General features: G+C 61.3%; 13 protein-coding genes. 6 read left to right on the forward strand and 7 right to left on the reverse strand.

The annotated features are described in order from the left end of the window. Nucleotides 1-233: 233 nt before the first annotated feature. Nucleotides 234-1,688 carry a hypothetical protein gene (locus VGN12_24095; GenBank protein HEY4312552.1) on the forward strand — a complete coding sequence of 485 codons (1,455 nt, stop codon included), beginning with the start codon at nucleotides 234-236 and terminating at the stop codon, nucleotides 1,686-1,688. Between the two features lie 146 nt (nucleotides 1,689-1,834). Here VGN12_24095 and VGN12_24100 read toward each other — a convergent pair whose 3' ends face one another. After that, nucleotides 1,835-2,368: a hypothetical protein gene (locus tag VGN12_24100; protein HEY4312553.1), complete on the reverse strand. Its 534-nt coding sequence runs from the start codon at nucleotides 2,366-2,368 to the stop codon at nucleotides 1,835-1,837. A gap of 222 nt (nucleotides 2,369-2,590) precedes the next feature. Then, a complete protein-coding gene (locus VGN12_24105) occupies nucleotides 2,591-3,115 on the reverse strand; it encodes a hypothetical protein (GenBank protein HEY4312554.1) in 525 nt (174 codons plus the stop codon). A gap of 341 nt (nucleotides 3,116-3,456) precedes the next feature. Here VGN12_24105 and VGN12_24110 point away from each other — a divergent pair, with 341 nt between their 5' ends. Further along, nucleotides 3,457-5,022 (forward strand): sodium:solute symporter family protein, encoded by a 1,566-nt coding sequence (locus VGN12_24110; GenBank protein HEY4312555.1) that lies wholly within the window; start codon nucleotides 3,457-3,459, stop codon nucleotides 5,020-5,022. A 96-nt stretch (nucleotides 5,023-5,118) separates the two neighbouring features. Further along, nucleotides 5,119-5,871, forward strand: a complete 753-nt coding sequence (locus tag VGN12_24115) for a phosphatidylcholine synthase (protein ID HEY4312556.1) — start codon at nucleotides 5,119-5,121, stop codon at nucleotides 5,869-5,871. A gap of 568 nt (nucleotides 5,872-6,439) precedes the next feature. On the opposite strand, the gene VGN12_24120 is transcribed toward VGN12_24115, so the two are convergent. The 4 genes from VGN12_24120 to VGN12_24135 all read right to left on the reverse strand — a co-directional run bounded on the left by VGN12_24120 (nucleotide 6,440) and on the right by VGN12_24135 (nucleotide 10,079). Continuing rightward, a complete protein-coding gene (locus VGN12_24120; protein HEY4312557.1) occupies nucleotides 6,440-7,735 on the reverse strand; it encodes a Gfo/Idh/MocA family oxidoreductase in 1,296 nt (431 codons plus the stop codon). Between the two features lie 203 nt (nucleotides 7,736-7,938). Next, the gene (locus VGN12_24125) at nucleotides 7,939-8,685 is read right to left on the reverse strand and encodes a UvrB/UvrC motif-containing protein (GenBank protein ID HEY4312558.1); all 747 of its coding nucleotides are present in this window, start codon (nucleotides 8,683-8,685) and stop codon (nucleotides 7,939-7,941) included. Nucleotides 8,686-8,928: 243 nt separating this feature from the next. Further along, a complete protein-coding gene (locus VGN12_24130; GenBank protein HEY4312559.1) occupies nucleotides 8,929-9,666 on the reverse strand; it encodes a hypothetical protein in 738 nt (245 codons plus the stop codon). Nucleotides 9,667-9,734: 68 nt separating this feature from the next. Further along, entirely contained in the window at nucleotides 9,735-10,079 is a 345-nt protein-coding gene (locus tag VGN12_24135) for a helix-turn-helix transcriptional regulator (protein HEY4312560.1), read from the reverse strand. A gap of 223 nt (nucleotides 10,080-10,302) precedes the next feature. On the opposite strand from VGN12_24135, the gene VGN12_24140 reads away from it, so the two are divergent. The 3 genes from VGN12_24140 (at nucleotide 10,303) to VGN12_24150 (ending at nucleotide 13,881) form a co-directional block, all read left to right on the forward strand. Continuing rightward, a complete protein-coding gene (locus VGN12_24140) occupies nucleotides 10,303-12,894 on the forward strand; it encodes a c-type cytochrome (GenBank protein ID HEY4312561.1) in 2,592 nt (863 codons plus the stop codon). Nucleotides 12,895-13,019: 125 nt separating this feature from the next. Further along, nucleotides 13,020-13,646: a sigma-70 family RNA polymerase sigma factor gene (locus VGN12_24145; protein ID HEY4312562.1), complete on the forward strand. Its 627-nt coding sequence runs from the start codon at nucleotides 13,020-13,022 to the stop codon at nucleotides 13,644-13,646. Between the two features lies 1 nt (nucleotide 13,647). Next, nucleotides 13,648-13,881 (forward strand): hypothetical protein, encoded by a 234-nt coding sequence (locus VGN12_24150; protein ID HEY4312563.1) that lies wholly within the window; start codon nucleotides 13,648-13,650, stop codon nucleotides 13,879-13,881. Between the two features lie 56 nt (nucleotides 13,882-13,937). On the opposite strand, the gene VGN12_24155 is transcribed toward VGN12_24150, so the two are convergent. Then, nucleotides 13,938-14,090: a hypothetical protein gene (locus VGN12_24155; GenBank protein HEY4312564.1), complete on the reverse strand. Its 153-nt coding sequence runs from the start codon at nucleotides 14,088-14,090 to the stop codon at nucleotides 13,938-13,940. Nucleotides 14,091-14,252 lie beyond the last annotated feature (162 nt).

A 14,252-nucleotide genomic window follows, 5' to 3' on the forward strand; every position in this document is an offset into this window, starting at 1 on the left:
GCTGCAAGTTATCGCCGGCCTGGCCTTTCCCAACGGTGGCATCCGTTCGTCCGTTTAACCTGTCCGAGTGATCGCGGCGGTGCTGCGCCCTGCTTGGTCTGCGCTCGGGCCGACTGCGGATCCATCACGGAATCGTCAGCAATAAAGTCGCCTCACGCGAATGAAGATCGTCATAGCCAACTGAGTCACTGTAGCCGGCGGCGCTTGTTGAATCGCGCCGCGGAGGATCGTGTATGGCACGTGCGGAAAACCAGGGACTGCAGATCGCCCTGATCGTGTTCGTGATGCTCACCATCATTCTAGCGGTGGTCACGTTCATGTACGTGCGCAGCTTTCAGGAGGCTCGCGCTGAAGCCACGAAGCTGAAGGACACGGCCCGCGATGACACGGCCCGCGCGCAAGATATGCAGAAAGAGATCACGCTGCTGAAGGAGATGCTGGGGGTTGATCCGAAGACGATCGTCGGCGCGACCGAGGCTGACGAGAAGGCGGCGCTAACGGTGAAGAAGACGTTCGAGGCCGACATGGCGCAGTTCGCCGCGACGCTGCCGCCGGAAAAACAGCATTACCGCGACGCGCTCGAATCGATCTGGCAGACTAACCAGGAACTGTTCGCCTCGAGCACGGAATCGCAGAACAACTTCAAGCAATTGCAAGATCAGCTCACGCGCCGCGAGGAAGAACGCGACTTGCAGATCAAGAAGCACCAGGATCGCGCCGACGAGCAAGCGAATCTGACCGTCAAACAGCGGGGAGAGTTCGAAGAGGATCGCCACAAGATCAATGCCACTAGCGAGGACTTGAACACCCAACTAGCGAAGAAGGATGCCGAAAAGAATCAGGCGATTGACTCGGCCACCCGGCAAGAGCAAACCTTCAAAGGCGAAATCAAGACCCTGGCCACGCAGAACGAACTAAAGAACGAAAAAATCAAGATCATGCAGAAGTCCCAGTTCGAAGTGGCCCAGGGCGAAGTCGTGATGGTCAACCCGCATAAGAAAGGGACCGTCTACCTGAATATCGGCGCCGCGGATCATTTGATCCCGCTTGTGACTTTCAGCGTGCATGACGCGGAAGCGAACACTGCCCAAGGAGACGGACTGAAGGCGAGCATCGAGGTGACGCAAATCCTGGGCGACCACATGTCGATGTGCCGGGTGCTAAACGAGGACCTGTCGAACCCGATCGCCAACGGCGACAAGGTTTACACTCCGCTGTGGCATCCAGGTCAGCGGACGCGCTTTGCCATCCTCGGAAACATCGATCTGGATGGCGACGGCGAGGACGATCGCGACGTGGTCCGCGACTTGATCACCTCGGTCGGCGGCATCATCGACGCCGAGATGGATTCCCAAGGAAAAATCACTGGCAACGTCGACCTGAACACCCGCTACTTGCTCGAAGGCAAGATTCCCAAGGATCGTGCGGCGGTCGATGGCGCTGCCCTGCTGATCAGCAAGGCGGAGTTGGCCGGCACGGAACGCATGCCGATTACGAAGTTCATGGAACAATCGGGCTGGAAGGATCCGCGCCAGGTCGTGAAGTTCGGTCGCAACGGCACGCGTGAGCGCATCCCCGCCGAACCGAAAGACGCCGCGAAGCGCACCGCCACGTCGAAGGAGGCGGCCAACTTCTCTAAGCGCAAGCCGTGGCGTCCGCCGCAACCCGCGGCCAGCGACGACAAGTAAACCCGGCCGTTCATCAATGCCCTGCGCCGGCGAGGATGCGTAGCGCCGGCTAGAATGTTTCGCGTCACTCGCCGCGAATGCCGCGCGATCTTTCCGACAACGCCTGCGTCGCAGGTAGCAACGATCCGCTTGCCGTCACGACGGGCTTAGTGCCCTTCGCCCGATTCGACGACTGCCACGGGCGCATGACTCGCTCCGCCCGGTGCGGGGGCGTGCCCCTTGGGTGCAAAGGTTAGCACCATGACGGCGCCGAGTGCCACGATCACGAGTCCGGCAAGAAAGAGCGGATTCACGTCTTTCCACGTGCCCGCCATGTAGATCGTCAGGAAGGCGTTGATGACCGGCGCACATCCAAAGACGAGCGGCATCACATAGGTGGGCTTACCGCCGAAGTTGAAGGCCAGAATGATGCCGAGCGCCCCGATCGCGCCGGCCACGCCGCCGCCGGCACTCCATACAGCGCCTGAAAAGGTCCAGTCCCCTTTTTCGCCTTTTGTGTACAGCCAGATCACCGGCACCACGACGGCAATCACGAAGTAGGCCATGCCGACGCATAGCAGCGGGCGCAACCGGCTTCCCTCCATCGCCGTTTGACCACGATGCAATACTGGGCCGTACGCCCCCCAACAAATGGCTGTCAGGGCGATCGCCGCCAACACCAGGATAAAATCGAATTTCATCGACAAAGACTCCGCGCGAAGGAGGGAAGGCAGTCCGGCCGCAAGCGCCGGGTCGCGCTAAGTCTAGCAGATACACTGCCTGAATGCAGGAGACGACGGTCCCGTCCGACAGGGTGGTACAGTCCGTCCGGCCGCGGAAAGGAATCGCCGCGCCTTCTACGTCTCGCGGCTGTTTCGCCCGACTAACAGCGGCCGGCAATCGCGCCGGTCCTTAAGAATATCTCAGCTCTCACGCAGCGAAAGCGGTTCGGCACCTGCCTCTTCCAGCACCCGTGCCGCCTGGGCCAATCGCGCCGCACCAGCCGGATTGCGATCCTCGGCAGCGACCAGGATCTTTCCTCGCACCACGGCCTGATCGTAGTAGTCGGCCAACTCCCGCTCGACGCCACGGGTCGTCATCGCGCCGATCAACCCACCGACGATTCCTCCGGCCCAGGCCGAAACACCGCCGGCCGCCAAAAGTCCGATGCCCCCCGTGGCCACGGTGCCGATAACGGCTGTCATTCCACCGAGCACCGCGCCGATCGCCCCACCTACGGCAGCCGCCGCGGGCGTGTGGGCGCCGGAGGGATCTTCATGGTGATAATCGCGGAAGTGCGCAGCCTTCCACTCTTCCGAACAGACGACCGTTATCTGTTCCTTGGTGTAACCCAAGTTCAACAGACCGTGTACGGCCTGATCGGCATCGCGAATTGAGGAATAGACGCCCACGCGAATGGGCTTTTCGAGCTGCGCTTGCGTATTCATGGTTCACTTTCTTTTTTGACTGCCCGAACGTGCATGAGGGCGAGCCTCTACCTCGATTTTACGACGCTCACGGGATTAAGACACAAGTTTGCAATCCGTATGCCGAAGCAGCTCCCTGGCGTCGATTTATGCCGATTGGCATAGGGGAGTACGGGGGTCCCCTCCCCGTTATGCTTAGTAAGCTCCGACGTGGGCGTAAAAGGCTTGCATCGTCAGGCGTCAATCCGGCGGTTGGAGATACAGTCGATCCCTCGTGATGCTTCGACGCGTGTCATAGGGCAGTTGACTACGTCGGCCCGCGGTCGTTCATTTTGAAACAGGTTCGCCAGGAAAATATCGCGATGCACGATGTTCTGTGGAGTGGTGTGATCGCCATCGCCGTCATGTTCGCGATCTTTCTCGCGATCGGCGCCTGGGCGGGGCGCAAAATTCATCACTCTCCGGGTGAATTGCTTTTGGCCGGCCGTGGCATGCCGTTCTGGATCGGGGTGTTGACGACGACGGCCACGTGGGTCGATGGCGGCTATTTGCTGGGCACCGTCGAGAAGACCCAGTTCGGACTCGCGGCCGGCATCCAAGGGGGCCTGTGCTTCGGGCTGAGTCTGATCCTGGGAGGAATTATCTTCGCCGGGCCCATGCGCCGGTTCGAGTTCACGACACTGATCGATCCGTTCGAGTCCCGCTTTGGGCGCGGCTGGGCGGCGGTACTTTTCCTGCCCGCCATGCTGGGCGAAGTTTTCTGGAGCGCCGAGCTTTTGGTTGCAATCGGCGCCACGTGCGGTGTCGTGCTGAATATCGATCTGACAACCGCCATTGTCGCCTCGGCCGCGGTCGTCACCTGTTACACCGTGATCGGCGGTATGTGGAGCGTCGCTTATACGGATGTCTTTCAGATTGCGCTGGTGCCGATCGGGATGTTGGTCGCCTTGCCGTTCGCGCTGTCGCAGGTCGGTGGATTGTCCGTGGCTTGGGATCACTACGAGCAATTGATGGGGCCGCGCGCTGCGGCGCTCGTGCCGCTGAGCGGTGGTGATCCGGCCTGGCCATTGGCCGATCGGGTTACATGGTGGGAAGTGACCGTGATGCTGGTCCTCGGCGGGATTCCCTGGAATTGTTATTTTCAACGCGTTCTTTCCTGTCAGACCGTGGCCAAGGCGCGATGGCATTCGGTGATCGCGGGCCTGCTGACGATCGCGCTGACGGTGCCGCCGGTGATGCTGGGCGTGGCGGCCTTCACCTACAGCGGCTGGGATGCAGCGCAGCAAACTGCGCTGCGCGACAATCCGACGATGGCGCTGCCGATGCTATTGCGCGACACGGCGCCGCCGATGGTGGCGGTGCTCGGTCTGGGGGCCATCGTGGGCGCGGTCACGTCGAGCTTCAGCGCATCGATCCTGTCGGCCGGATCGATGTTCAGTTGGAACGTTTTCTATCGCTTGTTCGCCCCGCAAGCATCGACGACCCAGTTGCGCCGCATGATCCGCACGTCGATCGTCGTGCTGGGCATCGCGGCCACGGTGATGGCGCTCGGCGTGCGCAGTGTCGCCGAATTGTGGTTCTTTACGGCGGACCTGGTATTCGTGCTGCTTTTCCCGCAATTGCTGTACGCGCTGTTCGACCCGCGCGCCAACCGTACGGGTTCGATCGCGGCTTTTATCGTTTCGCTTGTGCTACGCTTAGGAGACGGAATTGCCCTACTGGGCCTGCCAGCGTTCATTCCCTATGCCGAAATCTGGTCGCGCGCCAGCGGCCAGGATCCGAGCGCCTGGTACGATTCGGCAACCGGCCTGTCGGTGTTTCCGGCCCGCTTGCTCGCCGCCGCGGCCGGATTGGTGATTCTGCCGGTCGTTAGCCGCCTGACTTCCGGCTGGGACCCACCGAGGGTTCTTGGTAAAGTCGAAAACTGAAGCGAGCCAGGCGATAATCAAAGCAGACAGTAACCGTAATTCGTTCTGCAAACATCATTTCCCTTCCTTGTCCAGCACGACCCGCGAGCGCCTAACATGTTGACCAATGCCGAGCGGCCACGGATCACGATTTCGCACATCTACGCCTGGGGTGTTCACCTCTACACGGCCATGGGACTGGTCGTGGCCGGCGCGATCGCGTACGTGCTGGTGAGCGACGATCCGCTGCGCTTCCGCGATGCCTTCCTGTTGATGGCCGTGGGTCTGATCATCGACGGCACCGACGGCTGGTTCGCGCGGCGCGTGCGTGTGAAAGAAGTGCTGCCCGGCTTCGATGGCCGTCGCCTGGACGACCTGGTCGACTTTCTGAATTACACCTGCTTGCCGCTATTGCTGATCTATCAGGCCGATCTGCTTCCCGAGCGGCAGAGCGGTTGGCTCTTGGTCCCGCTGCTAGCGAGCGCCTATGGCTTTTGCCAGGTTTCAGCGAAGACCGACGACGGATTCTTCCTCGGCTTTCCGTCGTACTGGAACCTGGTGGCGTTTTATCTTTTCGCCATGCAACCGCCGGTGTGGGCCACGGTGACGATCTTGCTGTCACTCGCGGCGCTGACCTTTGTGCCGGCCCGCTATCTCTATCCGACGCAGCCCGGCGCGCTGAACCGCATTTCGATCATTCTGGGCGGCATCTGGGGCGCGTTCATGGTCGCCATCCTGTGGCGTTGGCAGGACGCACCGCACGGCGGACCGAGCGCACAACAATTGACGCTGCTGTCGCTTTTCTACCCCGCCTATTACATGATCGTGTCCTGGGCGCTGTCGGTGCGCTATTGGATGACACGGCGATAAGCCAAAACGTGCGGATAGCGCGAATAGTGGCGGTTTCCCACGCCTTAGGTCCAAAGCCCGACTTCAATCTTCGCCGAGACAGGAAACTTTTCCGTCGTTTGTGCGGACGAAGTGAACGATTGTTGATCCGCCACAGGGCGAAACGAAAACGTCGTACTGGTAGGTCACGACGACGTCGAATTGTTCTCCAGCCCCGACCATCTGTGACATTATGTTGTCGCCCGGACGTCGTTTGGGCAACAATAACGTGTGCTGTGCGGCCAACTGGGTTTGCGCGTCGAAGTCGTGCTTCCAAATGCACGACTTTCCTGAGTCGACTCGCAGCTCGACCGAAGTAATGGCGTTGACTCTGAAATTCTTGCGCAAAATCAGCTGGTAGTCGTTGTCGCCGTTGTCGAAACGTCACAACCACTCGTGGTGGAACGAGGACCGGCACCGCGACGGCCACGAGCAGATAGCCGATGACCGCGAAAGCAGCAATTCCCAATGCCCACGCAGCGAGGCGCCAGGCCGATGACGATTGACTGCCCATGATGGGTCTGGAAACATTGCTTTCCAAATCGGCGCATCACGCGAACTGCGTGATGCCTGGCATGGCCACTAGTGGGACGTCGAGATGGCCCCATTGGTATTCGTTGGGGCCTAGTTTTTCCTGTGATTCGAGCGCCTTGTCCCAGGTGATCGTCTGCCCGGTATAGGTACACATGCGCCCCAGGATGGCCATCATCGTGCTGCGGCTCATGTATTCGCCATTGTTGATCGGGTTGCCCGACCGGATGGCCGCAAACAACTCGTTATGTTCCTGCTGGTACATATTGGGGGCTTCGCCGCGATATCGCCAATTCTCCGAGCCGCTCTTGATCGTATGCTTCATCAGGTCGGCGGTACCCTTGGTCCCCATCACGTAATCCGACACGTCGACGCTGCAGCCCGCCTGCTGCCGGCAGAACGAGAACAGCTTTACGCCGTTGGCATATTCATACACTACGGCGTGATGGTCGAAGATATTGCCGTACTCAGGCTGCACGCGAACTTGCCGCCCGCCGAGGCCCCAGGCTTTCACCGGCGGTTCGTCGCGCATCACCCAGGCGGCCTTGTCCAGGCTGTGTACGTGCTGCTCGGTATTGTGATCACCCGAGAGCCAGGTGAAGTACAGCCAGTTGCGCAACTGCCATTCCATGTCGGTCCAGCTTTCCTTGCGCGGATGCATCCACAAGGTGCCGGTGTTGTAATTCACGTTCAGTGCCACGAGGTCGCCGACGGCGCCGTCGTGAATGCGCTGAATCGTTTCGCGCTTGGCCAAGTCATACCGATAGCAAAGACCGGAAACGACCGAGAGCCCCTTGGACTTGGCCTCGGCACAGGTGGCCAACACGCTGCGCACGCCGGCGGCGTCGACCGCGACGGGCTTCTCGGCGAACACGTGCTTGCCCGCCGCCACCGCGGCCTGCAAATGGGCCGGGCGAAAGTGCGGCGGCGTGGCCAGGATCACAACGTCGACGCCGCTGTCGATGACATTCTTGTAGGCATCGAAGCCGACAAAGCAGTGATCGTCCGTGACGGCCACTTTGTCCGAGAACATCTTCCGCAAGTTTTCCAAGCTCGACTGCACGCGATCGGCAAAGGCGTCCCCGACGGCCGTCAATTGGACATTAGGATCGGCGGTCAAGGCTTGCGCCGCCGCCCCGGTGCCGCGCCCGCCGCAACCGATCAAGCCCACTTTCAACACGTCGCTGCCGGCGGCATGCGCGCCGCGCGCGATCGACAGATTGGCGGCCAAAGCGCCCCCCAAGACCGCCGTGGTCTGCAAGAACGAACGACGCGTGGAAGGATTGCTATTGTGATCCGTGCCGTGTGGGGCCATCGACAGGTTCCTCGGTTTTCGGGTGGGCTAGGCTGCAGGGGAATGCGCAGGCCAAGATGCCGTTTTCAGGCACGCCTCGGGCGGGGGTGCCAGGCTAGTCCGGGCCTGATGCGATTATCACCAACCGCGACCGGACAAGCAACGCCTGCGTCCACGCGCAGCGGGACAAATAGGACGGCGCTACGGACTTCGAGGGACTGAACTTAAGCGCGGCTCTTTGTGCGCTTGGCAATTTCGTCTCGCAACTGAGCGGCCCGCTCGAATTCCTCGGCGGCCACGGCTTCGGCCAACTGTTCGGCCAGCGTCCGGCCCAGATCGTAATGCTCGCGGACAGAATCGCCGAGTTCGTTTAGCCGCTCGGTCAATTCATCTTCCTCGATCTGTTCGTCGTCGATGCCGTTGTCCAGGTAGCACTGCTTCAACCGCTCGAGGCCCGTATTGATCGCCTCGACAGCCGCCTCGGGGCCTGAATCCTCAAGCTCGGCCAAGGCCTGAGCCTGGGCGCGATGGAACAGAATGAAGGGGCGATATTGCTCGTGCGACTGGGTCCATTCCTCGTTGGGCGAGCAGGACTGTACAAAGTCCATGAACGCCAGGCTGTGATCCGCGTCACGCACGGCCCGGCGGAACTCGCGCAACGCCAGCCAGCACATGCGGCGGTGATAGAACTGGACGAACTCTCGGTCCGCCTCGGCGCACTGCTCTTCATCGAGGACGAAGCCGTCCCCCTCGTGCAGGGCCAGACCGAGCAGGTAGTCGAAATACGTCTCGGACCCACCCGGGCGGGTACCGTCCGGACGGTTCTCGACCTCGAGCTGCAACACCCCCAGATCGATGCGCATTTGCAGCACTTGGCGACCGTCCGTCGCCCGGGCGAGGCGCGCTACGACTTCGCCTGGCTCGTACTTCCAGCCCTTCAGCACATGGTCGATATCTTGGCGCTTGCTCATCAGTGCGTGCCGACGGTTCCGGCCAATCGGCCCCTCCCCAGTTTGTCCGCTGGATTATACCACCGGGCCGGGGTCGGCGGCCACCTGGCAATAGGGCCGGAAATGTCTGGAAACGAATCGAGAGCGATTTTTTCCCTGTTGCGATTGACGCGGATACCGCAGCCGGGCGCTATCGGACAGCTTGGCGGTAAAACCCTCGGCCAGCAGTCAGGCACCTATCGTGACACTCGCGATTAGTGGAGCTTATGCACCTGCGACGGTTTCGTCCGGCGCGGCGTGATCATCAAGAACGAGGCCGTCCCAGCGACTCCAACGACTAAGCTCGGCGACACCAGCCGCGGCGGCGACCGCGTTAATCAAAGCCCATCCCGCAGCAATGCCATAAAACCACGGCGTGCTCGTGAAAGGAAAAACGCCGATGTGCCTGAGCAACAAAAGACAGGGAACTGCCCACGTTAGCCGAATCACCACGATGGCCACAAACTTCGCAATGATGCGTCGTCGCACGCGGGAATTCATATTCTCCGTCATCTGCCAATGGCGAGACACTGCATCGCTCAGCAATGTCGGGAGGATGTAAAAAAACGGATAGAGCACGACGTTGGCGGCGCAAAACACGAAGAACAATGTCGCACTGGCTTCGGGAGCGCGGTGTGGGCGGCTGCGGCTCACGGCAAAAATGAATAGCGCGAACAGGATCCACGCGACGGCGTTAATGCCGGCGCCCCATGGTCCCAGGCGATGGAGGAAAGACGGCACCGTCTCACCAGGCCGTCTGGCAAGACGGTGATTGCTTGGGTGGAGTGGTGTACATAACACACGCTCGACGTGTGGTACCGTCGCCTGTAATTCGGCGTGAAGCGCATTGGACTCTCCAAAACGTTCGGCCGCCGCGGTGAGTGCCAGGGCCTGGTCGCCCTTGTGAGTGGCCAGCTCGTCTTCGTAGATGCTCGTCAGGTGCGTTAGCAGCTCTTCGCGCATGCGGACTTTGCGCCAGGAACTCGCGCGAACCGGCCGGACAATGCGCTCGACGTGACGCCGTAGCTCGATCATGTCGTCCCTCCTAACAGTCCTCCCAAGACCGTCACGAACTGCCGCCATTCCTCGCGCGCCGCGGTGAGCCGCTTGCGCCCCTTGCCGGTCAAACGGTAGATCCGGCGGCGCGGACCGCGCCGGGCACTCTCGGCCGCTTCCCAACGCGCGGCGATCAATCCCTCCTGCTCCAAGCGATAGAGGGCCGGATAGAGCGAGCCCTCTTTGAGCCGTAGCGCGCCGTCACCGGCCGACTCGAGCCGCGTCCAGATTTCCCAACCGTGCGCCGCGCCAGACTCGAGCGAGGCCAGGATCAAACCTGCCAGGTGACCGCGAAGCTTGTCCCCTTCGATAGGTGCCATGTCTATCTATATAGACAAACTAAGTAAGTGATTCAACAGGTCGCACAAGTTTTGGCCGAGGTCCGCCGGCCACCGGGCCGAGAAATGCCCTCGCCCTCGCCCGCCGGCCCCCGCTGGCATCGGGAAATGCCGCATGTTATCGTCGGGCAATATTGTCGCCGGTCGCAAAACGTGCGCCCGCCCTCCCCGCCTCGATCGCCCCCACCTTGCGGAATCTTGCCCCATGACGCTGTTGAGATTGCTGCTGGTCGCGTTGTTTCCTGTTGTGGCACTGGCCCCCGTTGTGACGCTGGCCGCCGAGGACGCCAAGAAAGAGGCCGCCGACAAGATCGCCGAAAAACAAATCGCCGACCCGGCCGCGCGGATCAAGGCCCCCAAGGGCTTTCAGGTCGACCTGCTCTACACGGTGCCGCAAGACCAGCAAGGTTCGTGGGTCAACATGACCGTCGACCCCAAAGGTCGGCTGATCGTTTCGGATCAGTACGGCAGTCTGTACCGCGTTACGCTGCCGGCCGCGGGCGAAAAGGATGGCAAGCTCGACATCGAGATGATCGACGTGCCGCTGGGCGAAGCGCACGGCCTGCTGTGGGCCTTCGACAGCCTGTACGTGATGGTCAATCATGGCAAGGTCTTCGAGAGTGGCCTGTATCGCGTCACCGATACGAACAACGACGACAAGCTCGATAAGGTCGAGCCGCTGCTGTCGATCAAAGGGGGCGGCGAACACGGTCCGCATGCTGTGGTCCTCTCGCCTGATGGAAAGTCGTTGTACGTCGTGGCAGGCAATGCCACGCGCCTGCCCGAGTTGACCGGCTCGCAAGTGCCGCGTCTGTGGGGCGAGGACAACCTGCTGCCGCGCATGGTCGATGGCTCGGGCTTTATGACTGACGAAAAAGCGCCCGGCGGATTCATCTGCCGCGTCAGCCCCGACGGCAAGCAGTGCGACCTGGTGTCGATGGGCTATCGCAACCCGTTCGACATCGCCTTCAACCGCGACGGCGAGCTGTTCACCTATGACTCGGACATGGAATGGGACGTCAACCTGCCGTGGTATCGTCCTACGCGTGTGTTGCATGCCACGAGCGGCAGCGATTTTGGCTATCGCAACGGCGCCGGCAAATGGCCGCCGTATTACATCGACAGCTTGCCTCCGGTGGCTAACGTCGGCCCCGGTTCGCCGACCGGCGTGACCTTTGGTTACGGCGCCAAGTTTCCGGCCAAATATCAAGAAGCGCTGTACCTGTGCGATTGGAGCTACGGCAAGCTGTACGCCCTGCACCTGAAACCGCAGGGTGCGAGTTACACCGGTGAACTGGAAGAATTCGTCGCCGGCACACCGCTGGCGCTGACCGACGTCGTCGTGAATCCCAAAGACGGCGCGATGTACTTCCTGGTTGGCGGGCGGCGCACGCAATCGGGTTTGTACCGTGTGACGTACTCGGGCGAAGACGTCGCGCTCTGGCATCCGATTGCCGCCGAGCCTGAGGAACGCAAGGCTCGCGAACTGCGCCACAAGCTCGAAGTGTTCCACGGCCATGCCGATCCGAAGGCTGTCGACACCGCCTGGCCGTACCTGGGCAACTCAGACCGTTTTATTCGTTGGGCAGCGCGCGTCGCGATCGAGTTCCAGAATCCGGCGACGTGGAGCGAACGGGCGCTGGCCGAATCGTCGAGCCCGGTCGCGTCGCTCGAGGCGCTGTTGGCCCTGACGCAGGCTTCGGCCAAGGATCCCGCGCATCGCGGCGACAGCGATCCGAAGCCCGACCCGAAGGTGCGCGATCAGATCCTGGCCGCGCTCGACCGGCTCGATTGGGAGAAGCTCGATTACGCACAGCAGCTCGACCTGGTGCGCGTGTACCAGGTGGTATTGAATCGTTTCCCGCGCCCGGACGATGCCGCGATCGCGAAGCTGGCCGCTAAGTTCGACAAGCGTTATCCGGCCAAGGGTCGTGAACTGAATATCGAGCTGGCCCAGTTGGTCTGTTTCTTCCAAACGCCGGATGCCGCGACGAAAACCGTGGCACTGCTCGACAAAGCCCTGACGCAAGAAGACCAGATTCAATACGCCAGCGACCTGCGCGTGCTGACCACCGGTTGGACTCCGGAACTGCGCAAGGCCTACTTCTCGTGGTTTCCCAAGGCCGCCGGTTACAAGGGGGGCAATAGCTTCCGCGGCTTCATGAACAACATCAAGAAGGATGCGATCGCGCATCTCAGCGATGACGAGAAGAAAGAGTACGAATCGCTTTACGACGCGAAGCCGGCCGAACCGACGGAGCCGGTGGTGGTCGCCAATCGTCCGTTCGTGAAGACCTGGACGCTCGACGAGCTCACGTCACTCGTCACGCCCACAGCGCTCAAGGGGCGAGACTATGACCGCGGGCGCAATTTGTTCGCCGCCACGCGTTGCTTCGCCTGTCATCGGTTTGCGGACGAAGGGGGCGGGCTCGGTCCGGACCTGTCGAGCGTGGCCGGGCGGTTCAGCGCCCGCGATCTGTTGGAATCGGTCGTGGTGCCGAGCAAGGTGATCAGTGACCAGTACGAGGCTGTTACGATACAAACCTCGGATGGTCGGGTGATCACGGGCCGCATCGTCAATCTGAATGGCGACAGCCTGTCGATCAACCCCGACATGTTCGACCCTAATCGGATGATCAGCGTTAAACGCCGCGACATCGACGAGATTACGAAATCCCCCGTGTCGATGATGCCTGAGGGGTTGTTGAACACGCTCAAGGACGACGAAGTCCTGGACCTGATGGCCTACCTGCTGTCGCGCGGCGATCGCACGAACGCCATGTTTACGGCCAAGTGACCAGGCTAAGAACCTCGCCATAGTGTGCATGTTCCGCGACGGAACGCCGGGTTTTCGGTAGAATCAGCCGGACCGGCGCACGAGCGCCGGGAGTTTGCCACGACCAAGGATGTATCGCAAACCGGATGAATGCCGTCGGCCTCAATAACGCTTTTGAACTACCGAGCGACGAAGAACTGTTCGCCCGCTACCGCGACCGGCGCGATCTGGCCGCGATCGAAGAGCTGGTACACCGCTACGAGCGCGAGTTGTACAGCTACCTGGCGCGCTATCTGCGCGATCCCGAGCTGGCGAAGGAAGTCTTTCAAACGGCTTTCCTGCATGTCGTGCAGAAAAGCAAATCGTTCGAAGATACGAAGCGCTTCCGCCCCTGGCTGTACAGCATTGCCACGCACGCCGCGATCGACATGCTGCGGCATCGCGGTCGCCGGCAAGCGGCCAGTCTCGACGCGCAGCACGATGCCGGCGAAGGGGAAACCGCCACGCTGGCCGGCCTGGTTCCTTCGGCCACGCCGGGCCCCGTGGACGAGGCTCTGCTCGACGAACGCCGGCGGCAGGTGCGCACAGCCGTCGACGCGCTGCCCGAAGATCTGCGCAGCGTGCTGCTGCTGACCTACTTTCAAAGCTTGACCTATAACGAGGCGGCCGAGGCCCTGGGCATTCCTCTGGGCACGGTCAAGTCGCGCATGCATGCGGCCCTGAAGCGACTGGGACTCGCTCTTCAAGATGACGAGTTACCCCTGGGGAAATAACATGTCGCCCGAAGATCTCATTGGCCATCTGCTGAACCTGCTATCACAAGACGAGCATCGCGCGATCGCGCACGAGATCTCGATCGACCAGGTGACATGTGTCGTGGTCGACAAGCTACGTCAGCGGCTCACCGTGCTCGAGATCGATCACATTCATTTCGAGGCGCCAGCGGAATTGGCCCGCTGCACTTGCGAGACGCTGCGCCGCTTCTGCCAGGACAACCCGGTCGCTTGAGCCATCCCGTTGAGCGCTAACTCTGCCTCGGTCGGGCAGACCGCCAGTAGCTAGTACTACCGCCATTTTTTCGTCAGGCGTGGCCAACGAATCGCCGCGCCACCGGTTTTCGGCCCGGCCGTGCGACGCGTAGCCAGCGATTCGCGTTCTAATTCGGGCAATTCTTGGCAGATATCGAACTGGCCTGACGGCGGCACGTTTGTTGCCATTTGCGGCCTCGCGAAGCTGGCAGATATCGCCCCAGGCACCTGTCCGCCCGGCAAAAGCCGTTATCGCTGCCCGCAGTTATCTGGCAGATGCTGCACCTATAATTGAATTGTCGGGGACGCATCTTCAATGGACTATCACCCCGTTTCCGCAATCGCTCGCCT

The sequence above is a fragment of the Pirellulales bacterium genome (assembly GCA_036499395.1).
Classification (GTDB): Bacteria; Planctomycetota; Planctomycetia; order Pirellulales; family JACPPG01; genus JACPPG01.